Origin of the sequence: Vreelandella titanicae, from assembly GCF_014697095.1 — a bacterium.
GTDB classification, from domain to species: domain Bacteria; phylum Pseudomonadota; class Gammaproteobacteria; order Pseudomonadales; family Halomonadaceae; genus Vreelandella; species Vreelandella titanicae.
Map to the genome: position 1 here is coordinate 4,674,971 of NZ_CP059082.1, position 22,865 is coordinate 4,697,835.

General features: G+C 56.4%; 18 protein-coding genes. 10 read left to right on the top strand and 8 right to left on the bottom strand.

Annotated elements, in window-relative coordinates:
- The first annotated feature begins 1 nt into the window (after nt 1).
- The 7 genes from HZS52_RS21600 to htpX all read left to right on the top strand — a co-directional run bounded on the left by HZS52_RS21600 (nt 2) and on the right by htpX (nt 7,447).
- Nucleotides 2-511 (top strand): TRAP transporter small permease subunit, encoded by a 510-nt coding sequence (locus HZS52_RS21600; RefSeq protein ID WP_141439634.1) that lies wholly within the window; start codon nt 2-4, stop codon nt 509-511.
- A 3-nt stretch (nt 512-514) separates the two neighbouring features.
- On the top strand, nt 515-1,840 hold the full coding sequence (locus HZS52_RS21605; RefSeq protein ID WP_159176443.1) for a TRAP transporter large permease: 1,326 nt from the start codon (nt 515-517) through the stop codon (nt 1,838-1,840).
- Nucleotides 1,841-1,910: 70 nt separating this feature from the next.
- Nucleotides 1,911-3,497: a gamma-glutamyltransferase family protein gene (locus tag HZS52_RS21610; RefSeq protein ID WP_190373665.1), complete on the top strand. Its 1,587-nt coding sequence runs from the start codon at nt 1,911-1,913 to the stop codon at nt 3,495-3,497.
- 137 nt (nt 3,498-3,634) lie between these two features.
- Nucleotides 3,635-4,033, top strand: a complete 399-nt coding sequence (gene msrB, locus HZS52_RS21615; RefSeq protein ID WP_022520408.1) for a peptide-methionine (R)-S-oxide reductase MsrB — start codon at nt 3,635-3,637, stop codon at nt 4,031-4,033.
- 103 nt (nt 4,034-4,136) lie between these two features.
- A complete protein-coding gene (ylqF, locus tag HZS52_RS21620; RefSeq protein ID WP_190373666.1) occupies nt 4,137-5,093 on the top strand; it encodes a ribosome biogenesis GTPase YlqF in 957 nt (318 codons plus the stop codon).
- A 105-nt stretch (nt 5,094-5,198) separates the two neighbouring features.
- The gene (locus tag HZS52_RS21625; RefSeq protein WP_022520410.1) at nt 5,199-6,446 is read left to right on the top strand and encodes a pyridoxal phosphate-dependent aminotransferase; all 1,248 of its coding nucleotides are present in this window, start codon (nt 5,199-5,201) and stop codon (nt 6,444-6,446) included.
- Between the two features lie 95 nt (nt 6,447-6,541).
- Nucleotides 6,542-7,447 carry a protease HtpX gene (gene htpX / locus HZS52_RS21630; protein ID WP_190373667.1) on the top strand — a complete coding sequence of 302 codons (906 nt, stop codon included), beginning with the start codon at nt 6,542-6,544 and terminating at the stop codon, nt 7,445-7,447.
- 69 nt (nt 7,448-7,516) lie between these two features.
- Here htpX and pdxB read toward each other — a convergent pair whose 3' ends face one another.
- Nucleotides 7,517-8,680, bottom strand: coding sequence for a 4-phosphoerythronate dehydrogenase PdxB (gene pdxB, locus HZS52_RS21635; RefSeq protein ID WP_190373668.1), 1,164 nt, complete (start codon nt 8,678-8,680; stop codon nt 7,517-7,519).
- A gap of 98 nt (nt 8,681-8,778) precedes the next feature.
- Here pdxB and HZS52_RS21640 point away from each other — a divergent pair, with 98 nt between their 5' ends.
- The gene (locus tag HZS52_RS21640) at nt 8,779-9,060 is read left to right on the top strand and encodes a hypothetical protein (protein WP_022520413.1); all 282 of its coding nucleotides are present in this window, start codon (nt 8,779-8,781) and stop codon (nt 9,058-9,060) included.
- Between the two features lie 41 nt (nt 9,061-9,101).
- Here the strand turns inward: HZS52_RS21640 and HZS52_RS21645 are convergent, their stop codons facing one another.
- Entirely contained in the window at nt 9,102-9,437 is a 336-nt protein-coding gene (locus HZS52_RS21645; protein ID WP_190373669.1) for a glutaredoxin family protein, read from the bottom strand.
- Between the two features lie 12 nt (nt 9,438-9,449).
- Nucleotides 9,450-11,687: a bifunctional 23S rRNA (guanine(2069)-N(7))-methyltransferase RlmK/23S rRNA (guanine(2445)-N(2))-methyltransferase RlmL gene (gene rlmKL / locus HZS52_RS21650; RefSeq protein WP_190373670.1), complete on the bottom strand. Its 2,238-nt coding sequence runs from the start codon at nt 11,685-11,687 to the stop codon at nt 9,450-9,452.
- A gap of 351 nt (nt 11,688-12,038) precedes the next feature.
- Here rlmKL and rmf point away from each other — a divergent pair, with 351 nt between their 5' ends.
- A complete protein-coding gene (gene rmf, locus HZS52_RS21655) occupies nt 12,039-12,248 on the top strand; it encodes a ribosome modulation factor (RefSeq protein WP_007111057.1) in 210 nt (69 codons plus the stop codon).
- Between the two features lie 124 nt (nt 12,249-12,372).
- Here rmf and HZS52_RS21660 read toward each other — a convergent pair whose 3' ends face one another.
- From HZS52_RS21660 to HZS52_RS21680, 5 genes are all read right to left on the bottom strand, one after another.
- On the bottom strand, nt 12,373-13,389 hold the full coding sequence (locus HZS52_RS21660; protein WP_022520416.1) for a quinone-dependent dihydroorotate dehydrogenase: 1,017 nt from the start codon (nt 13,387-13,389) through the stop codon (nt 12,373-12,375).
- A gap of 106 nt (nt 13,390-13,495) precedes the next feature.
- Nucleotides 13,496-18,319: an NAD-glutamate dehydrogenase gene (locus HZS52_RS21665; RefSeq protein WP_159176437.1), complete on the bottom strand. Its 4,824-nt coding sequence runs from the start codon at nt 18,317-18,319 to the stop codon at nt 13,496-13,498.
- 158 nt (nt 18,320-18,477) lie between these two features.
- On the bottom strand, nt 18,478-19,602 hold the full coding sequence (gene trmA / locus HZS52_RS21670; protein ID WP_190373671.1) for a tRNA (uridine(54)-C5)-methyltransferase TrmA: 1,125 nt from the start codon (nt 19,600-19,602) through the stop codon (nt 18,478-18,480).
- Between the two features lie 46 nt (nt 19,603-19,648).
- Nucleotides 19,649-20,500 carry a glutamate racemase gene (locus HZS52_RS21675; protein ID WP_190373672.1) on the bottom strand — a complete coding sequence of 284 codons (852 nt, stop codon included), beginning with the start codon at nt 20,498-20,500 and terminating at the stop codon, nt 19,649-19,651.
- An 86-nt stretch (nt 20,501-20,586) separates the two neighbouring features.
- A complete protein-coding gene (locus tag HZS52_RS21680) occupies nt 20,587-21,132 on the bottom strand; it encodes a hemerythrin domain-containing protein (RefSeq protein WP_009288045.1) in 546 nt (181 codons plus the stop codon).
- A 297-nt stretch (nt 21,133-21,429) separates the two neighbouring features.
- On the opposite strand from HZS52_RS21680, the gene HZS52_RS21685 reads away from it, so the two are divergent.
- Complete coding sequence (locus HZS52_RS21685) at nt 21,430-22,764, top strand: replication-associated recombination protein A (RefSeq protein ID WP_027959677.1); 1,335 nt, start codon at nt 21,430-21,432, stop codon at nt 22,762-22,764.
- The last annotated feature ends 101 nt before the right edge of the window (nt 22,765-22,865 follow it).

Genomic DNA, 22,865 nt, shown 5'->3' on the forward strand with positions numbered 1-22,865 from the left:
TATGCGCGCCGTGGCATTTTTTGTTCACGGAGTTGAGGCGGTGGTTCGGCTATTTGGCTGGATCGCCGCCTGGACCTGCGTGGTTTTAGTCGGGCTCGTCGCTGGCGACGTATTGATGCGCTATGTGTTCAGCATTGGCGCGATATGGCTGCAGGAACTGCAGTGGCACTTGATCTCACCTATTGCACTGTTTGGCATGTCGTATTTGCTATTGATGGGCGAGCAGGTGCGCGTAGATGTTTTCTACGAGCGCTTCCCTGTAGGCCTGCAACGGGTGATTGAAGTGATCGGCGGACTCTTGCTGCTGGTGATGGGGCTGTATATCGCCTGGCTGACGCTGCCCTGGATCGCCCAGTCGTTCGCCCGCGGTGAGGCGTCGCCCAACCCCGGTGGCCTGCCTCTACGCTGGCTGCTCAAGTCGCTCATTCCATTCGGCTTTGTCCTTCTCGCGCTGCAAGGGCTGGCCCACGCGTTGCGTCAGGCTTTCGCCCTACCCACACGAGGTGAATAACGCATGTCTCCCAATGAATGGCTCGCGATCGGCATGATCGTGGCTTTTTTCGTGTTTCTGCTGATAGGTATTCCGGTAGGCATCAGTATCGCGGCGACGGCCTTTTTCTTTGGCTACGTTGGCTTTGGGCCAATGCTGTTTAATCTGCTGCCATCACGTATTTACGGCGTAGTGACCAATTACACCTTTATGGCCATACCGCTATTTGTGTTTATGGGGGTGATGCTGGAGAAGTCGAAGCTGGCAGAGGAGTTGATCGATGTCATCGGCCACCTGTTCGGCGGCCTTTCGGGGGGCATGGGTGTGGCGATCATCATCGTGGGCGTGCTGTTAGGTGCCGCCACGGGCATTGTGGGCGCCACTATCGTTACCCTTGGCCTGCTCACGCTACCGACGCTGCTACGCCGCGGCTACCCTAAAACCCTGGCCACCGGAATGATCTGCGCATCCGGCACCTTGGGGCAGATTATTCCGCCCAGCCTGGTGCTGATTCTGCTCGCGGAAATTCTGGGCGAATCGGTCGGTACGATGTTCGCCGCCGCCATGGTGCCGGGACTAACCCTGGCGGCGGTCTATATTATTGCCATTCTGGTGATCGCCAAGCTCTACCCCGACTTAATGCCGCCTATTCCTGCCGAGGAGCGAGCAGAAATGGGCCGGGGTCAGCTGATACGCAAGGTGATTACCGTGGTGGGCCCGCCAGTGGGGTTGGTGTTTGCGGTATTAGGGTCGATAATTGGCGGCATTGCCGCGCCTACTGAAGCAGCCTCAATGGGTGCGCTAGGAGCATTGCTAATTGTAGCCTGCTCGGGGCGGTTAACCTTTGCGCTACTCAAAGAAGTTGCCAAGGCCACGCTGGTGATCTCGGCCATGGTGTTCTTTATTTTGATCAGCGCCCAGGTATTTGGCCTGGCATTTCGCGGATTGGGCGGCGAGCATTTGGTTGCCCGTATGTTCGACTGGGTGCCCGGCGGCGAATTAGGCGCGATGCTATTCATGCTGCTGCTGATGTTTGTGCTGGGTTTCTTCCTGGAGTGGATTGAGATCAGCTATATTGCCCTACCGTTATTTTTACCCTTCTTTGTGCAGATGGGCGTCGATATGGTGTGGCTGGGCATTCTGGTGGGGCTGGTGCTACAAACGTCGTTTCTTACCCCACCCTTTGGCTGGTCGCTGTTTTTCCTCAAGGGTGTAGCGCCGAAAGAAGTCTCGACGCTGGATATTTATAAAGGCGCCCTACCGTTTATCGGTTTACAGTTCGTCGCCGTCGCGCTGGTATTTATCTTTCCCAGCATTGCCACCTGGTTGCCCGCAGCCATTGGCTGGTAACGAACTGCTTTAGTATTTATTTAACAACTATTTATTTAATAACTATTTACTTAATAACAAGGATTCTAAGATGCTCCACACCCAACGTAGTTACGGCGGTAGCTGTGTCGCCCCTCACCACCTCGCCGCAAGCGCCGGGCGCGATGTGCTTAAACAGGGTGGGAATGCGGTGGAAGCCATGGTCGCTGCCGCTGCGGCCATTGCGGTGGTCTACCCGCATATGAACGCCCTGGGTGGCGATGGCTTCTGGCTCATTCATGAGCCGGGCAAAGCGCCCATCGCCATTGACGCCTGCGGCCCTGCGGCGGGGCTTGCCAGCGCAGACTTCTACGCCGGTGAAACGCAGATTCCCGAGCGCGGCCCCAAAGCCGCCCTCACCATGGCCGGTACCATTGGCGGCTGGCATGAAGCGCTAAGCGTCGCTTCACAGTGGGGCAAGCCACTTCCCCTCACCACGCTACTGGCCGACGCCATTCATCATGCCGAGACGGGTATTGCGGTCTCCCAGAGCCAGGGAGCGCTTACCGCTAAACACCTTGAGCGTTTAACCCAAAGCCCGGGCTTTAGTGACGCCCTGCTGCTTAACGGCCAGGTACCCCGTGAAGGCGAACGGCTGCGCCAGCCACGTTTGGCCGCCACACTCAAGCGTTTGGCAGAAGCAGGATTAGATGACTTCTACCGCGGCGAGCTGGCCGCCAGTATGGCGCGGGATTTAGAGGCCGTCGGCAGTCCGCTGCGCCTGGCAGACTTTCATGCTTATCGCGCCCAACGGGTCACACCGCTGGAAGTAACGCTTCAGGATGCCACGCTCTATAACCTGCCTGCGCCGACCCAAGGCATGGCCTCGTTAATGATTTTAGGTATCTACGAGCGCCTAAAAGCCGCCGAGCCCAATGGTTTTGGCCACCTGCATGGCCTGATTGAAGCCACCAAACGCGCCTTTATCCTGCGCGACCAAAACATCACTGACCCCGGCCGTGCGCCAACACCGCTGCAAGATTTGCTCAGTGAAGAGAACATTGGCTTAGAAGCGGCTCAGATCGACCCGCAGCACGCCCTACCCTGGCCCCACGAACCAGCGCCAGGCGATACCATTTGGATGGGCACCGTGGATAGCGAAGGACGTTCGGTGAGCTTTATTCAGAGCATCTACTGGGAGTTTGGTAGTGGCGTGGTGCTGCCAGAAAGCGGCGTGCTATGGCAAAACCGCGGCATCAGCTTCTCGCTTAATCCCGACGACCTGCGCGGCTTATCCCCTGGACGTAAACCTTTCCACACTCTTAACCCGGCGCTTGCCAAGTTTAACGATGGCCGTACCATGGTTTACGGCACCATGGGCGGTGAAGGCCAGCCGCAAACCCAGGCAGCGGTATTTTCGCGCTACGCGCTGCATGGCATGCCGCTGCAGCAGGCGATTACGGCCCCCCGCTGGCTGCTGGGGCGCACCTGGGGCGAAACCAGCACTAACTTGAAACTCGAAGCGCGTTTTGACGACACCCTAGTCACCGCCCTGGCAACGGCAGGCCACGATGTGGAAGTGCTGCCCGAGGCATTCAGTGACACCATGGGCCATGCAGGCGGGATTGTGCACCATCCGGATGGGTTGATAGAGAGCGCCCACGACCCGCGCAGTAACGGCGGCGCGGCTAGCGTATAGCGCTTACACTGGCACAGCGATGTATAATCGCCCATGCTGAAACTCATGATGATCAAGTGGTGTCACTAGGCTAGTGAGTCCAAACAACACTTGGCCTCAGCGATGTAAGCGCAATGCATAAGGGAGAGGAACAGAGCATGGCGAAAATAGAAAAATCCCCTGACGAGTGGCAACAGCAGCTAACCCCAGAGCAGTACCGCGTAGCACGTGAGAAAGGCACAGAACGCCCATTCACTGGCGATTATCAGGTGCGTGATGCGCAGGGTATTTACCACTGCGTCTGCTGTCATGCGCCGCTGTTTGAGAATGAGCACAAATTCGATGCTGGCTGCGGTTGGCCAAGCTTTGATCGGCCACTGGGTAGCCGCTGCGTTGAGGAGCATACGGATACCACTCACGGCATGCAGCGCACGGAGGTAGTTTGTTCCCACTGCGATGCTCATCTGGGCCATGTGTTCCCCGACGGCCCACCGGAGACTACTGGGTTGCGCTACTGCATTAACTCAGTGTCGTTGGAATTTCACCCCGACGAGTAATCGCTGATAAATCCTCTCAAGGAAACCCAGCAAGGCGGGCGCCATCTGCTAGAATGGCAGCCCGCTTTTTTGTGCCGCTATTTTGTACTTGCAGGAGAAACCCATGCTCGGCTGGTTCCCCGGACATATGAACAAGGCCCGCCGCCAGATTAAGGAGGTGCTGCCTGAAATTGACGTAGTCATCGAGGTACTCGATGCGCGTCTGCCCTACTCCAGCGCCAACCCAATGCTGGCCGAGCTAACCCGCCATAAGCCGGTGCTGAAAATTCTCTCCCGAGCAGATCTCGCTGACCCGGAGCGAACGGCCGAATGGGTGGCTTATTTCGATGCCCAAGAGAATATGCGTGCCTTGGCAGTCACGACGACCAACACCCGCGAGCTAAAGAAAATTCCCAAGCTGTGCCATGAGCTGGCCGGTGCCGTTCGTGCTGACCGAGATGTGCGCGTGATGGTGATGGGTATTCCCAACGTGGGAAAATCCACGCTGATTAACGGCCTGGCCGGGCGAAAAATCGCTAAAACCGGCAACGAGCCAGCAGTCACCAAGCGCCAGCAAAAGGTGCGTATCGATGGGCGTGTGGCACTCACCGACACCCCAGGAGTGCTGTGGCCGAAGATTGAGGACCAGGCCAGCGCCTATCGGCTTGCCGCCACCGGCGCCATTCGCGATACCGCTATCGAGTACGCCGATGTAGCCATTGTTACCAGCGCAGAGCTGGCCAAACGCTACCCCGAAGCGCTCACCGAGCGTTATAAGCTCAAAGAGCTGCCCTCTTACACCGCGCCGGATACCCCCCATGACATTGATGCGGATGGCCCGAAAAAGCCCGACTTTCTCGCTATTGCTGGCTTCGACGGTAACGCCATCTTAAAAGATATCGCTGCCCGCCGAGGCGGCCTGCGTCCCGGCGGCGCCGTTGATCTGCACCGCGGCGCGGAAGTGCTGCTTCACGAACTGCGTGATGGCAAGCTGGGCAGGCTAACGCTTGAAACCCCGGCAGACATTCCTCCGCCGCCCGTGCAAAACGACGAAGACAATCAAGCACTTTCCGACGCATAATGGCCTAATAGCTCTATAGCCGACGATGGCTTGTGGACGCTGTTTTTAGTCACTCATGCTTTTTGGACACTTTTGGGCCTCTAGCTACTTTTGGACAGACACCTCATGGATACCCCGCAGTCGCACGAATCACAACCGTTAAAGAAATCTCATAAGCTGCACAATGTCTGCTACGACATTCGCGGCCCGGTACTCGACCACGCCAAGCGCTTGGAAGAGGAAGGTCAACGAATTCTCAAGCTAAACATTGGCAACCCTGCGCCCTTTGGTTTTGAGGCGCCGGAAGAGATTCTCCAGGATGTGATGCGCAACCTGCCCACGGCCCAGGGCTACTGCGACTCCAAAGGCCTCTACTCTGCCCGTAAAGCGATTATGCAGGAGTGCCAGCGCAAACAGATTCCCGGCGTAGGTATCGAAGATATCTTCATCGGCAACGGCGTCTCTGAGCTGATCGTGATGACCATGCAGGCGCTGCTCAACGACGGCGATGAAGTACTCATTCCCGCGCCGGACTACCCGCTCTGGACCGCCGCCGCCCACCTTTCCGGTGGTCACGCGGTGCACTACCTATGCGACGAGCAGGCGGACTGGACGCCTGACACAGCGGATATTCGCGCCAAGATCACCAGCCACACACGTGCCATTGTGCTGATCAACCCCAACAACCCCACCGGCGCGGTGTATCCACCCGCCGTGGTGAAAGAGGTATTGGCGATCGCCAAACAGCACAACCTGGTGGTGTTCTCAGACGAAATCTACGACAAGATCCTTTATGACGGCGTCGAACATACTGCCACGGGCGCACTAGCGGACGATGACCAACTGGTCATCACCATGAACGGTCTCTCCAAAAGCTATCGCTGTGCAGGCTTTCGCTCGGGCTGGATGACTATCTCCGGCACCTTGGCCAAGCTAAACGCTCAGGACTATATTCAGGGGCTGAATATGCTGGCCTCCATGCGACTGTGTGCCAACGTACCCGCCCAGCACGCGATTCAAACCGCGCTGGGGGGCTACCAGTCGATCAATGATTTAATCCTGCCCGGCGGGCGGCTGCTGGCCCAGCGAGACATCACGGTGGAGAAGCTGAACGCGATCCCCGGCGTTTCCTGCGTGAAACCTAAAGGCGCGCTGTACGCCTTTCCACGGCTCGACCCCAAGGTCTTCAATATCAAAGACGACCAGCAGATGGTGCTGGATCTGCTACTACAGGAAAAAATCTTACTGGTACAAGGCACGGCTTTTAACTGGCCAGAGCCGGATCATGTGCGCATCGTAACGCTGCCCTGGGCCGACCAATTAGGCGATGCACTCGACCGTTTTGCCAACTTCTTGTCACGCTATCGGCAGTAGCTTTTGTAGCCATGACTTGAAACTGCCATGAACAGCACGTATCTAAGCCATTAATCTAGTAATGCTTCGATGAACTTTAGGGGAGAACCTGCACCATGATGCGAATTCTGCTGTTTTTAGGCACCAATATAGCGGTCTTGCTGGTCGCCAGTATCACCCTGCGCCTGCTAGGCGTAGAGGGTTACCTGCGCGGCCAGGGCATCAACTTCACCAGTCTGCTGATTTTCTGCTTTGTATTTGGCATGGCGGGGTCCATCATCTCGCTGTTTATCTCCAAATGGATGGCTAAACGCAGCACCGGCACGGTGATTATCGAAACGCCCTCCAACTCTACCGAACAGTGGCTGTTGGACACAGTGGCTGAGCTCTCCCGAGAGGCGGGTATCAAAACCCCGGAAGTGGGTATTTTCCCGGCTCAGCAGTCAAACGCCTTTGCCACGGGTTGGAACAAAGACGACGCGCTGGTAGCCGTCTCGGCAGGCCTAATGAATCGCATGCGTCCAGAAGAGGTGCGTGCAGTACTGGCTCACGAAATTGGTCACGTCGCTAACGGTGATATGGTAACACTGGCGCTGATTCAGGGCGTGGTGAACACCTTTGTGATGTTCTTTGCCCGGGTCGTGGCGCATCTAGTCGATAACTTCCTGCGCAGCCGCAGCGATGGCGAAGGCGGCCTGGGCTTTATGGGCTACTTTGCGGTGGTCATGGTCGCTGAAATTGTGTTTGGTATTCTGGCCTCGGCTATCGTCGCCTGGTTCTCGCGCTACCGCGAATACCGCGCCGACGAAGCCGGTGCGCGCTTAGCGGGCACCAACGCGATGGTCAGCGCCCTGGCACGCTTGAAAACCGAAACCGAACTGCCCGACCAAATGCCGGATACGCTGCGCGCCATGGCGATCACCAAAGGCCAAACACGCTCGCTGGTGGAAAAGCTATTTGCCAGCCACCCACCGCTGGATGAGCGCATCCGGGCGTTAAAAGAAGCCGCTTATCGTCAGTAAGTTTTCTCTGCGGTTTATACATTTAAGGCCCGCATCTGCGGGCCTTACTGTTTTTCACTACTTTTTTCACTACTTAGCTAGTGTTACTACAAACCCTGCCCCACGCAGCATGCCCTCTAGCGCTACCGCCTCCCCTGATAGCTGCACATTGAGCGTGGCGAATTCACGCCGCAGCGGGTAGTTGGTGCGGCAGTCATCAAAGCCTTTACGCATTCCATGATTCAGGGTTTGGCGCTGGAGAGCATCGTGGTCACGACGCACGTCATATACCGCTCTCATACAGAGCCTTAGAGCGTCTTCAGGAGGCAGTGCGTGCTGTAACTGCAGAGACGCCAGCGCGGGCGGCGGGCAAATATCAGCAAACGTGAGACCGCTTGGCTGCCCGCAGGAGCGGGCTAGCGCCTGCTCAATCATCCAGGTGCCGCGCAGCTTGCCATCCAGGCTATGCCCGGCAATATGCGGCGTTGCCAGAGAGACCAAATCACGCAAGCCAGCGTCAATATCGGGCTCTTCCTCCCACACATCCAGTATGGCACTGATATCGCCCTTGCCCGCAAGACGACTACGCAGCGCTAAACCATCCACACAGTCCCCACGCCCCGCATTCAGCACTACGCTACCTGGCGCCAGCTCATCGATACGCTGGGCGTTGAGTAGCTGATAAGTCGCGTGCGGGCCTTCACGGGTTAGTGGTGTATGCAGGCAGAGCACGTCACAGCGCTCGATCAGGGCGCCCAAGGAGTGAAAGCCTTGCTCAGGCTCCTCTTCTGCCCTCTCTACAGCTGCCTTGGGCGGGTCACAGGCCAGCGTTGCCACGCCCATGGCGGTTAGCCGCGCCTGCAGCCGGCTGCCGACATTGCCCGCCCCCACAATACCCACGGTACGCTCGCTAAGTACCCAGCCATCGCGTTCCGCCAGCGTTAGCAGGCCGCTTAGTACGTAATCAACCACCGCTTCAGCGTTGCAGCCTGGCGCACTGGCGAAGGCAATATCGCGCTGAGCGAGCGCTGCCTGATCGATATGATCGGTGCCGATGGTGCAAGTACCAACAAAGCGCACGGGGCTATCGGCAAGCAGCTTATCGTTGACCTGGGTAATGGAGCGCACGATGAGCGCATCGGCGTCCTGAAGGTGGGCGGCGTTTATCTCCCGCCCTGGCACGCGGATGAGCTTACCGAAATGGCCGAAACAGCGTTCGGCAGCGGGGATATTGGCGTCGACGACAAGTTTCATAGGCGTTTTGGTATCCGGGCTTTACAATACGCCCGCGACGGCTTGATGGGCAGGCGTGTTTAAAGGCTATCTTTTAAAGGCTAAGTAAGGAGAGTGTTGTGATCGTACGCTGGGAAACCAACCATGACTATGTGTTGGTTCATATTCACCAGGATATGTTTGGTGACTGGATTTTCAGCCGCGCCTGGGGCCAAATCGGCACTCAGTTTGGCGGTCTGAAACATCAGCTAGCCGATACGCTGGATCAAGCCCATATGTGGCTAGAGGACGAGACCACTATCCAGTCCTCACGAGGCTTTCGCAAGGTGCTGGAAGTGGCCGACCATACCCCCGAAGGCCAAGAAGCCATGCGTCAACTATCGCTACTGGACGTGATGTAAACCACTCGAACCCAGCCATGCACTTGTTAACCACGCACTTGTTAACCTAAGAAACGCCGCCCATGACGCTTATGGGCGCCTTTAGGCGGCGTAGTGTCTGGCGGTGCTGTGAACCCCGCCAGCGCGTCTTCATCCAGCCAGCCGCGCTCGCGCAACCATGCACTTAATCGCTCCAGCTCAAAGCCACGATCCAGCTCATTGCCGTCACCATCCACCAGCACCGGTATCCGCACGCCGTAGCGCTCAACCAGGGCGTCGTCGTCGCTAATCTCGATGTGGTGCAGCCACACCTTTTGATTCGCTAGTGCCGCCACCAAAGCCTCTAACTGGCTGCATAGGTGGCAGCCCATCGTTGTGTAAAGCGATAGCTGAATCATGCAAAAGCTCTCTTATGACGCCTTATGACGAAGTAAAAACACGTGGTGCAGGTTGGTGCGCCGCTGGAAATCGGGGTCGAAGCTACGCCCGGTGATATCCTCAACAGCGTAATGCTCGCTAAGCGCTTCATCGAGTTTAAAGCGCCGCTGGTTATTAGAAAACACCAAGGTTCCACCGGGTGCCAAGCGCGCCATGGCGAGCTCCACAAGCCGCGGATGATCACGCTGCACGTCGAGGGTATCACGCATTTTCTTCGAGTTAGAGAACGTCGGCGGATCCATAAAGATCAGGTCAAACTCAGCATTGGCGGTTTCCAGCCAGCGGAAACAGTCGTCGCGCACCACTCGGTGCAGTCGTGTATCGAGCTTATTCAGCGCAAAGTTGTCCTTGGCCCACTCCAGGTAGGTGTTGGACATATCCACGCTCACACTGTCGCTGGCGCCGCCTAAGGCGGCCTGCACCGTTGCTGTGGCGGTGTAACAGAACAGGTTTAAAAAGCGCTTGCCGCTGGCCATTTCGCCCAGCATCCGACGTACCGGGCGGTGGTCAAGGAATAACCCGGTATCCAGGTAGTCGCGCAGATTGATCCAGAGCCGTGCCTTGCCCTCTTGCACCTCAAAACGCTCGCCACTAGCGGCACGCTTCTGATACTGGGCGCTGCCGGTTTGGCGCTCGCGGCGCTTGATATAGATTTTACTGGCGTCAACGTTAAGCGCCTCGGGCATGACTTCCAAGGCATCGTACAAACGCTTCTGCGCTTGAGCCGGATTGATCGAACTGGGCGCCGCGTACTCTTGCACGTGCACGCGGTCACCGTAGCGATCTACCGCTAGTGCATACTCGGGCATATCGGCATCATACACACGATAGCTGGTCTCACCACTCTGCTTCAGCCATTTCTTCAAGCGCTTCTGATTTTTGATCAGCCGATTGGCAAACATCTGGGCATTGTCTTGGTTTTTGTGAACAGCTTGCTCTTCGCTAGCCTCTTCACTAGGCGTCGCTACTGCACTGTTCTCGTTCTGAACGGGCTTTGTATCACTCGCGGCAGGCGGATGCTCGGTGCCACCAATCTCCATAAGCAGCAGCTTGGCCTCCAGGGGCCCGTTTTTGAGTGCGTACTGTTTGTGCGCACGCATACCCAGCCGGTGGCCTAAATCCGGGTTGCCGGTAAACACCGCCAGGGTCCAGCCGGGAAACAGCGCTTTGGCTTTATCACCTAGCTGGGCATAGAGACGCACCAGTTCGGGCAGCTCGCCCAGCCGCTCGCCGTAAGGGGGATTGGTGATCAGCAGGCCGCTCTCAGCAGTCAGTGTTTCGGGACGCGTCAACTGGGCAAGGCTCTGCCCATGCAGGGTAATCAAGGCTGGGATGCCTGCCCGCATAGCATTGGACTTCGCCGCCGTAAGCGCCGCGGGACTCTGGTCGAAACCTAATAGCTGGGCTTTGCAGCGCTTGCGACCAATCGACGCGCGCGCTTCGGCTTCACGCTTCTGTTCCCGCCACGCTTCGTCATCGTGCCCTGCCCAGCCGTGAAAGCCGAACCGCTCGCGGTTCAGGTTAGGTGCTTGATCAGCGGCCATCATGGCGGCTTCGATCAGTAGCGTGCCTGCACCACAAAGCGGATCAATCAGCGGTTCACCGACTTTGAGGCGCTCAGGCCAGCCTGCGCGCACCAGCAGCGCGGCGGCCAGATTCTCTTTTAGCGGCGCATGGCCCACATCCCGGCGATAACCGCGACGGTGCAGGCTTTCACCAGAGAGATCCAACCCAATAGTCAGGTTCATCCGGTGGAGGTGGGCGTATATGCGCAAATGTGGGGTTTTAGTATCAACGTTGGGACGTTCCTGCCCTGCCAGTTGAAGGGCATCAACTACGCCGTCCTTAACGGTCTGGGCACCAAAACGGGTGTGGCGAATATGTTCGCTGCGGCCGTGAAAATCGACTGCCAAGGTGTTACCCGGCGCTAGGTGCTGCGTCCAGGCAATACGGGCAACCACATCGCGCACTTGCTCAGCGGTATCGATCATCGATTCGCGTACCAGGGTCAAAATGACCCGGTTAGCTAACCGAGACCACAGGCAGACACGATAAGCGATCGCTTGGCTGGCAGTGAAATAGACGCCCGCCACAGTGGTTTTACCCGGCGTGGCGCCCAATGCCACTAGTTCATCGTGAAGCAAGCCTTCAATGCCTTTCGGGCAAGTGGCTAGCAGACTCAAGGGGGCGTTTTGATTCAACTCGGTCATGATAATAACGGCGCGTAAAGGCGCAATATTCCTGTATATAGCAAATGAGTTTACGTTTTATGACAATTTGGTAGTCGACAGATGACCCCATCATGGTCTAACAATAAGAGAGTAGCTACTGAAAAACGCATGCGTTTCTTGTCAGGGTCGGTTCAAGACCAGACCTATGGCGTATAAGTGTTCTTTGTAAGAGATTGCCGCTCGGCTCGTTCCGCCCGTGAGTGCCAAACAACAGGGCTGAAGCGGCGTCTCGCTCTTGAAGCAAGCTCTCGGAATAGTGGTTGTTGTTGATAACATAAGTCGATAACACCCTATTTCTTATCAAAGGCTTTCGTGAAAAGAGGTTAGCCAATGAAACGGCAAAAACGTGATCGCTTCCAGCGGGCTTATGTCCACGGCTACAAAGCGGGTGTATCGGGTCGTTCTCGTGACGACTGTCCCAGTCAAGATATCAATTTACGCGAATACTGGATGAGCGGTTGGCGTGAAGGTCGCGGCGACCAGTGGGATGGGATGACCGGCATCTCGGGCATCCACAAAAATCCCTTAGTCATGGCCTAACGTTTTATTTTTCAAGGTTTTAATAGAAAGATTTTAAGCGAGAGGTTTTCAATGAGCCCACTTTTTCAAGTGGGCTTTTTAGTGCGCCTTTATGCCCACACTGCTTCGCTAATCATCTTCGCGCTCAACCTTTAGCTTTCAGTGCCCTCGCGCATTCACCGACCAGTTTAGGACCTTGATAGATCAACCCCGAGTAGAGTTGCACTAAATCAGCTCCCGCCGCGATTTTGGCCTGAGCAGCAGCAGCACTATCGATCCCACCGACACCTATGATAGGTAACGATGGTAGATGCTCACGCAGTTGGCGAATGACGCGATTGGATGCCTCGAAGACCGGTTTCCCAGAGAGCCCTCCAGCCTCCTCCGCTTGTGAGTCACCCTCTACCCCCGCGCGGGAAACCGTTGTATTGGTGGCAATCACGCCATCAAGTGCATTGCGCTGAATACTTTCTGCCATCAAGGCTACTTCTTCAGCGCTCATATCCGGGGCTATCTTAATCAGCAATGGTACGTTGCGGCCCGTTTGGTCATTGAGCTCTGAGGCTCGTGCTCGAATCGGCCCCAACAGCGCATCCAGCTGTTCGCCGAACTGTAGGCTGCGCAGCCCAGGGGTATTCGGTGAAGAGACGTTAACGGCAATGTAATCCGCATAAGAGTGCACCGCGTCTAAGCATACCAAGTAGTCATCCAGCGCGTGTTCTACTGACGTCGTCAGGTTTTTACCAATATTAATGCCCACAATGCCGCCGTAGTGGCGCTGTTTGACCTGCTGGATCAGGTGCTCAACCCCTTTGTTGTTAAAGCCAAAGCGGTTGATGATCGCCTCATGCTGCGCTAAGCGAAATAGCCGAGGCTTAGGATTGCCTGGCTGCGGCTTAGGCGTGACGGTACCCACTTCGACAAACCCAAACCCCAACGCGCCAAGGGCATCCAGGTGGTCGGCGTTCTTGTCCAACCCAGCGGCAAGACCCACCCGATTGGCAAATCGCAGCCCCATCAGCTCGATAGGATCATTCACCTGCTGACCAAACAGGCGTGCTACCCCACCCACCCGATGCAGTGCATCCAGAGCGCTCAAGGCCATCCCGTGAGAGGTCTCTGGGTCAACGCGAAAAAACAGCGAGCGAGCGAGGTTGTACATAGCGGATCTCTTGAAGCGGAGGCTGAAAACGGGCATCAGTATAACGCAATAAAGCGCGCCCTGGTGGAGAACCAGGGCGCGCTTTTTTAAGTGGATTAGGGTACGTCTACGCTTCGCTATCGCTCTCGGCAAGATCTACCAGCTCGCGTACCGCCACGGCGAAGAGCGCAAAGCCTCCTTCACTGCCACCGCGCACCTCTTCAATAAGGCGGCACCAGCGGCGATGCAGATCGGCGTGCTGATCCAACCACTGCGCAACCCGCTCTTGGGTATCGCGGCTGCCGGCGTCGAGCTTCAACACGCTGGTGGTCAGTGCCAGCTGCTGACGCTCAATGTCGTCGCGGAAAGTCTCACGAGCCTGAGCCTGCCAGGCGTCGCGCACTTCCAGCTGGGTTACCTGCTGAATCATCCACGGTAGCTCCAGGCGGCTGCCAATTTCGTACAGCACTTCCGCCACCCGCTGGGGTTTTTCATTGGTCAGGCGCGCCGCCTGGATAATACCCAGCCCCGCATAAAGGCTTGATGACGCCGCCACGCTGGATGCCAGTGCATCTGGCACACCCGCCTCCAACAACTCGTCACGACGCGAGTTCCAGCCGCCAAGCTCTTCACCACTGAGTAGCTCACCAATACCTTCCTGCAACTGCGCCAAGCGAGGAGCGAAGTACTCAATGGTATCTTGTGTCGAAAGCCCTAAGTGCTGACGCACAAACCAGCGCGTGGCACGGCGGATCAAGCGCATCAGGTCAAGCATCATCGAGTACTGAATGCGGTTGGGCACCTGATTATCGAGGGCTTCAATTTGCGCCCATAGACTGGGCAAGTTAAAGCTATCACGGGCCACGATGTAGGCTCGCGCAATATCGGCACGTCCCGCTCCAGTGGAGTCCATCAGGCGGCGTACAAAGACGACCCCCATATGATCGACCAAGTCGTTGGCGACCTGTGTCGCAACGATTTCACGCTTCAGACGGTGCTCGTACATTTCGTCTTTAAAGCGCTCGACCAGCACTGATGGGAACAGCCGCTCCAGGTGGCGGTGAATATATTGATCGTCCGGTACGTCAGAGGTGATCAAGTCGCCTTTCAGGGTGCTCTTGGCGTAGGAGATCAGTACCGACAGCTCCGGCAGGCGCATCCCTTGATTGTTGCTGGCCCGCTCTTTGAGCACATCATCGGTAGGCAGGAATTCCAGCTCGCGGTCAATCTGTCCGGCAGCCTCCAGCTCGCTGATAAAACGGCGGTAAGGGCCCATTGACTGGTCGGAAAGGGTAGCCGATAGATCCAGCGCCTGACTTTGGCGGTAATTATCCAGGATCACCAGATCCGCCACCTCATTGGTCATTTCCGCCAACAGCTGATTGCGCTGTTTCTCGGTCATGTCGCCGCGCTTGACCACTTCATCGATCAAAATCTTGATATTGACCTCGTGGTCGGAGCAGTTCACCCCACCGGCGTTGTCAATAAAGTCAGTGTAAACGCGCACGCCTTTGGCGGCGGCTTCCATTCGTCCGCGCTGGGTCAAGCCGAGATTACCGCCCTCGCCGACCACACGGCAATTCAGGTCATTGCCGTTGATGCGCAGGGTGTCGTTGGCTTTATCGCCCACATCGGCATCGGTTTCGTCGGAACCCTTCACGTAGGTACCGATACCGCCGTTCCAGATCAAGTCCACCTTGGATTTGAGCATGGCGCGGATCAGTTCATTAGGCGACAGGCGCTCTTCCTTGATACCAAATACCTGCTGCATCTCCGGCGTGATGCTAATCGACTTGGCGCTACGGCTAAAGATGCCGCCCCCAGCAGAGATCAGTTCCTGGCTGTAGTCTTCCCAGCTGGAGCGTGGCAGTGCAAACAACCGCTTGCGCTCGGCAAAGGACGCCTCGGCGTCCGGGTTGGGGTCTACAAAGATATGCAGGTGGTTGAAGGCACCCACCAGTTGGATCTTGTCGGAAAGCAGCATGCCGTTGCCGAAGACATCTCCGGCCATATCGCCGATTCCCACCACGCTAAACAGGTCGCGCTGGGTGTCGAGATCCAGATTTTTGAAGTGGCGCTTAACTGATTCCCAGGCACCGCGAGCGGTGATGCCCATTTTCTTGTGGTCGTAGCCGTTAGCACCGCCAGAGGCAAAGGCATCACCCAGCCAGTGGCCATACTCAATGGAAATTTCGTTGGCGATATCTGAGAAGGTAGCGGTGCCTTTGTCGGCAGCTACCACGAGATAAGCGTCGTTCTCATCGTGGCGGACAACATTTTCCGGCGGCACAACATCGCCGCCCACCAGGTTATCAGTGACATCCAGCAGCGCACGGATAAAGATTTGGTAACAGGCAATGCCCTCTTTCTGGGCGACATCGCGACTGGCATTTTCCGGCATGCGTTTACAGACAAAACCGCCTTTAGCACCAACCGGTACGATAACGGCGTTCTTAACCTGCTGCGCTTTCACCAGCCCCAACACTTCGGTACGGTAATCTTCAAAGCGATCCGACCAGCGCAGGCCACCGCGGGCCACTTTGCCGCCACGCAGGTGAACACCTTCCACCCGCGGCGAGCAGACAAAAATTTCAAACATTGGTCGCGGCTTGGGCATGCCGGTAACCTTGGAAGGCTCCAACTTATAGGCGATGTAATCTTTAAAGCGCCCACCCTCAGCCAGTTGGTAGTAGTTGGTGCGTAGGGTGGCGAGGATCAGCTCCATAAAGCGGCGCAGTAGCTGGTCATCGTTAAGGCTGGCAACTCCTTCCAAGCGCTCATTTAAGCTCGCGATGCACTCGTCGGTGGCGTGGCTCTGCTGCTCAGGATCAAAACGCAGGCGGAATAATTCAACTAACTCACGGGTAATGGCAGGATAGTTGGCCAGCGTAGCAGCGATGTAATCCTGGGACATGCCGAAGCGGATCTGTTTGAGGTAGCGGGCGTAGCCGCGCAGCATGGCCACTTCGCGCCAATCCAGCCCAGCGCCGATAATCAGGCGGTTAAACGCATCGTTATCGGCCTCGCCGGTCCAGATGCGCTTGAAGGCTTCCGTGAATACATCACGCATATCGCCCAGGCTGACATCCGCACCGCTGTGCTCAAGCTCAAAATCGTGAATCCAGTAGCGCTGTTCAGGGGCGTTAATATCGTAGGGGCGTTCACCAATTACGCGCAGGCCAAGGTTTTCCATCATCGGCAGCACGTCAGAGAGCGGAATCTGCGATTCACGGTGGAACAGTTTCAGGTTAACGCCACCACCCTGTTCTTCTAGTGGCCGATAGAGCGACAGCGAGAGGTCGTTCTCGCTATCCAGTGTCAGCAGGTGCTGAACATCAAACACCGCGGTGCGCGCAGAGAAGTCTTCACGGTAGCTGGCCGAGAACGCCTCGCGGAACCGATCCATCAGGTTGTTGGCGCGCTCTTCACCGAAGCCTTCGATCATGGCGTTCTGCAGCTCGTCACGCCAGCTGCGCGCCAGCCGTGACACTTTGCTTTCCAAACGCTTGAGGTCATAGTCGCTGGGCGCGTCGCCATTAAAGCGTAAAATCAATTGAATACGCGCCAGCACCGACTCAGATAAATAGGTATTGAAGTCGCCAAAGTGGGCGTCTAACTCGTCGCACAACACGTTTTGAATCCGCTGACGCAGATCCGTGGAGAACACGTCCCGGGGGACAAACACCAGGCAAGAGTAGAACTTGCCGCTGATATCGGCGCGGATAAACAGCCGCACCTGGCGGCGCTCGCGAATATTGAGGATGCCCAGCGCAGTGCTGGCCAGTGACTCGGTATCGATCTGAAAAAGATCATCCCGGGGGTAAACTTCCAGCACCTGGAGCAATTGCTTGCCGTTGTGACCCTGGGGATTGAATCCGGCAATATCCATCACCGCTTTTAGCTTACGGCGCAGCAGCGGGATATTGCGTGGCGATTCGTTATACACCGTAGAGGTAAACAAACCAAAGAAGCGCCGCTCACCAATTACATTGCCGTCGTCGTCGTAGCGATCAACGGTAATGTAGTCAGGGTAGGTAGGACGGTGCACCCGAGAGTGATGGGCGCTTTTGGCAAACGATAGTAGCTGCGGCACCAGCACATAATCATTGTGCTCATCCACCCCCTCTTCGGTGCGAATACGCTCGCAGTAGCGCGGCTGATCCAGGCGGAAGACGCCCAGCACGCTATCTGCGTCGCGCTTTAACTCGCTGCCTTCCAGCAGGTACTCGTCGTAGCCCAGGAAAGTAAAGTTATCTTTGAGCATCCACTCTAAAAAGGCAATCGCCTCTTCGTGGTCGTCAGGATCGATCTGCGGCGGGCAGTTTTTCTCGAGTTCTTGAATCGAGGCGGTGATTTGCGAACACATGGCGTCGAAATCGCCCACAGCGGTACGTACATCGCGAAGCACGTCATTTAGGTTGCTTTCGATTTTCTCAAGCAACGCTACGTCGGTGTGCCGGTCTACTTCGATGACAATTAGCGACTCGCGCGCTTCTGGCGCGTTTTCTGCCCTGGGCGAGGCCAGCGCCTGCAACTGATGGCGCTCATCACGGGCGACCGCCAGCACGGCGTTTTGAATGGCGTGCACCGTCAAGCCGCGGCGGTTGAGCTCGATACGTACCGAGTCGACCAAAAACGGCATATCTTCATGGAGAACGGCGACAAAAGTATGCGTCGACTGCCAGCCGTGCTCTTCAAAATCAGGGTTAAATACTCTTACCTTGGGACTTTGCGGGTCGTGATGCTGCAAAAACTGCCAGACCGACAGCGTTGCGCCATACAGATCGTCCAGGCGACGATCCACTAGGTCTTCCACCGGCACGGTGGCATAAAAGTGCCGAGCAAAAGCGTCCACAGTGGCGGCGCGAGCGGGGTCTAACCGCGCGTATAGCCGCTCCTGGAGCTGCTTCAAAAGATCTTGCCGACTCTCTTCAATCGCAACGTAGTGCATCCATCACCTCGACTGCCTAGGCCATTAAACGGCCAAAAAACGAAGGACAATAGGCCTTTAGGCCAACATAACGGCTAGCTTACGCTACCTATCGTCGCGTCCCTAATCACTTGACGTGTTGTTCATGGCACATACCGTTTACGCATTAGGTCGTATGCTTACTCGCCTGTCCGCCGCTTCAACAGCACTCCACACTCACAGTGGTCGGTAAACGGAAACTGGTCAAATAGCGCAAAGCGTTCTATCCGATGAGTGTTGGTCAGTATGGTCAAGTTTTCAGCTAACGTGGCTGGGTTGCATGAAATATAGACGATTTGAGCGTACTCGCTGAGTTGCTCACAGCTCTGCTCGTCTAAACCAGCACGGGGCGGGTCGACCAGCACGGTGGAAAAATCGTACTCTCCCAGCGCCATTTCCGCCACGCGACGCCCGGCTTTTTCGCCCTTCAGCGCCAGCGAAAACTCCTCCGCTGACATACGACCAATCTGCGCGTTCGTTACCCCATTGGCTTCCAGGTTTACGTTGGCGCTAGCCACTGACGTGCGGGAAATTTCTGTGGCCAGCACGCGGCGGAAGTTATCCGCCAGGGCAATGGTAAAATTGCCATTACCGCAATAGAGTTCGACCAGATCTTTCTTCGCATTACTCTCCTGCTGGCCAGCGGTGACTTCTCGCGCCCAGCTAAGCATTTTCTGGCAGATATGCGCATTGGGTTGGGTAAAGCTGTTTTCGACCTGCTGGTAGTGCAGCGTGCGGCCATCCACCTCTAGCCGCTCCCATACGTGGTCTCGGGTAAGTACGATACGCTGCTTGCGGGAGCGGCCAATAATCATAATACCCAGCTCAGCCTCCAGAACGCGGGCTTCGCTCTCCCACTCATCACCTAACGGGCGGTGGTAAATCAGCGTTATCAGCGCCTCACCTGACAGCGTGGTTAGAAACTCTACCTGGAACAGCCGCCGACGCAGCTCATCACAGCGAAGGCAAGCTTCGCGTAGCTGCGGCATTAGCTGATTGATTCGCTCACTAGCGACTGCGTACTGATCTAACCGAATCACCCTCTTGTTCTTCGGATTCTCAGGGTCTACCTCGAACATGGCGTAGAAGAGGTCGTCCTCTTCGTGCCATATGCGAAACTCGCAGCGCTGACGGTAATAGCCTGGCGGCGATTCAAACACTTCTAATGCCGGTGGTTGAAAAGCGGCAAAGGTACTTTCCAGATAATCGCGTTTGGCGGCTAGCTGCTCAGCGTAGCGTTCAGGTTCTACAACGGGGATAGCCAAGGCTGCTCCTTTGAATAATTCGATCAGCAATAGTAGTAAATAGTGCTCAGTCGCCCACATTAAGCAATTGGGACGCCTTAAACCCATAGCGGGCTAGACCAGCGGTCAGATTGGCAGCAGGGGCAGTGGTAAAGCAGCGGCCATCCTGCTGATCACTGTTTAGCTCAGAAACGACTTGCGAAACCCGTCGGGCTATCGCATCGCCGGAGTCGACCCAATGTAGCGGCACGGGGGCCAGCTGCGTCAGCCAGGGCTTTAGCAGCGGGAAATGAGTGCAGCCCAGTACCACTGTATCTAGCTCTGGGGTATCCAGCGCCTGATGAGCAGACGATAAACAATGCGCAGACGATGGAGGTGCAGCGGCGTGCCATAACGGTGCCAGCGCCGCCTGCATGCGATCAATATTGGGGGTGACACCAGCCAGGTATGCTTCCGCCTCGACCACCAAGGCATCGGCGGCTACGCGAGTAATCACACAGTCGCTGGCAAAACTATCAATCAAGCGCTGGGTGTAGGGCCGCCCTACCGTGGCCTTGGTGGCTAACAGCCCAATATGGCGTGTCTGGCTAATCGCTGCGGCAGGTTTGATAGCAGGTACGGTGCCCACGACAGGGATCGCTACCTGCTCGCGCAAGTTTTCCAGCGCCAGAGTGCTCGCGGTATTGCAGGCGACAACCAAAACACTCGGCTGGCACGCTTCCACAGCGGAACGACATACCGCCACAATGCGGTCGGTCAGAGCTGCATCTTCGCGCAGCCCATAGGGCAACCAAGCGTTGTCGCAGGCATAGCACAGGGCAGCATCAGGGTAGTGTTGGCGCAGCGACTGCGCCACCGACAGGCCGCCGACACCGGAATCAAAAATTAACACGGGGCCTTTCCTGACTCTGCCTATCATGGCTCTGCCTAAAAAAAACGGAGCCGCTATTTTAGCATGCTCCGTCATTTTATTGATGCCCCGTAGCGGCCACTTGTCCGCTAGCGCTATACCACAGGCACGTCAGCACCACGCAGTTCAGCATAGAGCTCGGGATAAGCGTCCTGTAGGCGCTCTAGCTCTTTCTCTGCGCCTTCGGGGAGCGCCTGACGCAGCTCGTCCATATCTTCCTCGCTAAAGTGCTCGTCAATCAGCGGGAACAGCCCCTCGCGTTCGTGACGCAAATAGGCACGATGCGCTTCCAAATAATCTTTCAGGTCGTCGGCAAAACGATCCATCGGAATGATGTTATCCATTAACACCATGTCAATGTCGTTGGAGAGGCGCTGTAAGCGCGGCTTTAACTCACGATAGTCATTCGCCATCTGTTCGGTCAGGGCAACGTGCTCTGGGGCCTGGGTTTGCAATCGCTCCACGCAGACGCGTTCCAGAGGGGCTGCAAAACCATCCATATAGGACAAAATATAGTCGACGACCTCGCGCATAAGCTGGAAGTTGGGCCGCTCACCTTGGGCAAGGGTTTTCTGCTTAAGCTGCAGCACATGGAGTAATCTCGCCATGTTGGCATGATCTAGACGCAGTTGGTTTAACATCGAACTGTCTCCTTTATTGTGTCATGCCTACCGTCGAGCCTTCGTGATTGACGGCATGCGATAATAAGCGCGAGGTAACAAACATGTTGTGTCGCTAAAACATATCGTAACCTGAGCGTGTCGTAACTAACGGGGGTTATCAACAACAGTTATCATGAACAATGCCCCTCTCAAGCTATCCTCGCAAGTGTATCTTTCTGATAGGTTACGTCTAAGGTAGTTCTCTAAGACGCAGTTTACCACCTATACTTGTTGGCAATTTGTTGCTCAACGTACTGATTTATAACGGAAGCTTACATGGATCTTTTTGATAGCGCTCAGGCGACACCGGCTGACGATGCTCCGTTAGCCTTTCGTATGCGGCCACGCCAACTGGACGATTACGTGGGCCAGCAAGCGCTGGTGGGGCCAGATAAACCCCTACGTCGCATGGCGGAGTCAGGCATTGTGCGCTCAATGATTTTATGGGGGCCGCCAGGGGTTGGCAAAACCACGCTGGCAGAGCTGTTGGCCCGAGCCTCCCAGGCCCATCTGGAGCACCTCAGCGCAGTGATGGCCGGAGTAAAAGAGATTCGCGCTGTGGTGGAGCGGGCCCAACAGATGTCCTCCACGGTTATCCTCTTTTTAGATGAGATTCATCGCCTCAACAAGAGCCAGCAGGACGCATTATTGCCCCACGTGGAGTCGGGCCTGTTAACGTTGATTGGTGCCACCACCGAAAACCCCTCCTTCGAAGTCAACTCGGCGTTGCTATCCCGTGCGCGGGTATATGTGCTGAAATCGCTTACCCATGAGGAACTGATCACGGTGATGCGCCAGGCACTCAGCGACGTAGAGCGAGGGCTGGGCAAGCGTGACATTCAGGTTGATGACGAAGTATTAACTGCTCTGGCCCACGCTAGCGCTGGCGACGCACGACGGGCGCTGGGATTACTGGAAACCGCTTGCGATTTCGCTACTCAGGAAGCAAACGGCGAAGTACTGCATAAAGAGGTACTCGCCGATGTGATCGGCCATCAGGCCAGCGCCTTCGATAAGCAGGGGGACGCTTATTATGATCTACTTTCGGCCATTCATAAGTCGATACGCTCTTCACGCCCTAACGCAGCATTGCTGTATATGGCCCGCTTTATGCAGGGCGGCGGTGACCCGTTGGACGTAGTGCGCAGACTGACCGCGATTGCCTCAGAAGACGTCGGCAATGCTGACCCTCGCGCGCTACCGCTGGTGATTGCCGCCTGGGATGCTTATTTACGCCTGGGCGATTACGAAGGCCAGCGGGCAATTGCCCACGCGGCAATTCATTTAGCAGTGGCGCCCAAGAGTAACCGCATTGACCGCGCCTGGAGTGAAGCCAAGCAGTACGTACGCCAGCAGCCCCAGGTTGAGGTACCGACGTACCTGCGCAACGCGCCCACTAAGCTGATGGAGCAGTTGGGTCATGGCGAAGGCTATCGCTATGCGCATAACGAACCAGACGGCTATCCGGCGGGAAGCGCCCACGACTGCTGGCCTGAAGAGCTGCCTAAAGCCACCTTCTTCAAGCCAAGTGCCTTTGGTCAGGAGAAGCGCTTTGGGGAAATCATGGCATGGCGGGAAAATCTTGACCAGGAAGCAGATCAGGCGCCCTAAGGCGCCTGATGGTTAAACCAGTGGCAGGTTTAACTGCCACTCTCCAGCAATTACTTATCTTTAACGACTGACTCCTCACACCTTACCATTCACGCTTCACC

What these genes read in the sequence shown, in the direction of transcription:
- HZS52_RS21600 (WP_141439634.1), top strand. Translation starts at nt 2, where the DNA reads ATGCGCGCCGTGGCATTTTTTGTTCACGGAGTTGAGGCGGTGGTTCGG.
- HZS52_RS21605 (WP_159176443.1), top strand. Translation starts at nt 515, where the DNA reads ATGTCTCCCAATGAATGGCTCGCGATCGGCATGATCGTGGCTTTTTTC.
- HZS52_RS21610 (WP_190373665.1), top strand. Translation starts at nt 1,911, where the DNA reads ATGCTCCACACCCAACGTAGTTACGGCGGTAGCTGTGTCGCCCCTCAC.
- msrB (WP_022520408.1), top strand. Translation starts at nt 3,635, where the DNA reads ATGGCGAAAATAGAAAAATCCCCTGACGAGTGGCAACAGCAGCTAACC.
- ylqF (WP_190373666.1), top strand. Translation starts at nt 4,137, where the DNA reads ATGCTCGGCTGGTTCCCCGGACATATGAACAAGGCCCGCCGCCAGATT.
- HZS52_RS21625 (WP_022520410.1), top strand. Translation starts at nt 5,199, where the DNA reads ATGGATACCCCGCAGTCGCACGAATCACAACCGTTAAAGAAATCTCAT.
- htpX (WP_190373667.1), top strand. Translation starts at nt 6,542, where the DNA reads ATGATGCGAATTCTGCTGTTTTTAGGCACCAATATAGCGGTCTTGCTG.
- pdxB (WP_190373668.1), bottom strand. Translation starts at nt 8,680, where the DNA reads ATGAAACTTGTCGTCGACGCCAATATCCCCGCTGCCGAACGCTGTTTC.
- HZS52_RS21645 (WP_190373669.1), bottom strand. Translation starts at nt 9,437, where the DNA reads ATGATTCAGCTATCGCTTTACACAACGATGGGCTGCCACCTATGCAGC.
- rlmKL (WP_190373670.1), bottom strand. Translation starts at nt 11,687, where the DNA reads ATGACCGAGTTGAATCAAAACGCCCCCTTGAGTCTGCTAGCCACTTGC.
- rmf (WP_007111057.1), top strand. Translation starts at nt 12,039, where the DNA reads ATGAAACGGCAAAAACGTGATCGCTTCCAGCGGGCTTATGTCCACGGC.
- HZS52_RS21660 (WP_022520416.1), bottom strand. Translation starts at nt 13,389, where the DNA reads ATGTACAACCTCGCTCGCTCGCTGTTTTTTCGCGTTGACCCAGAGACC.
- HZS52_RS21665 (WP_159176437.1), bottom strand. Translation starts at nt 18,319, where the DNA reads ATGCACTACGTTGCGATTGAAGAGAGTCGGCAAGATCTTTTGAAGCAG.
- HZS52_RS21675 (WP_190373672.1), bottom strand. Translation starts at nt 20,500, where the DNA reads ATGATAGGCAGAGTCAGGAAAGGCCCCGTGTTAATTTTTGATTCCGGT.
- HZS52_RS21680 (WP_009288045.1), bottom strand. Translation starts at nt 21,132, where the DNA reads ATGTTAAACCAACTGCGTCTAGATCATGCCAACATGGCGAGATTACTC.
- HZS52_RS21685 (WP_027959677.1), top strand. Translation starts at nt 21,430, where the DNA reads ATGGATCTTTTTGATAGCGCTCAGGCGACACCGGCTGACGATGCTCCG.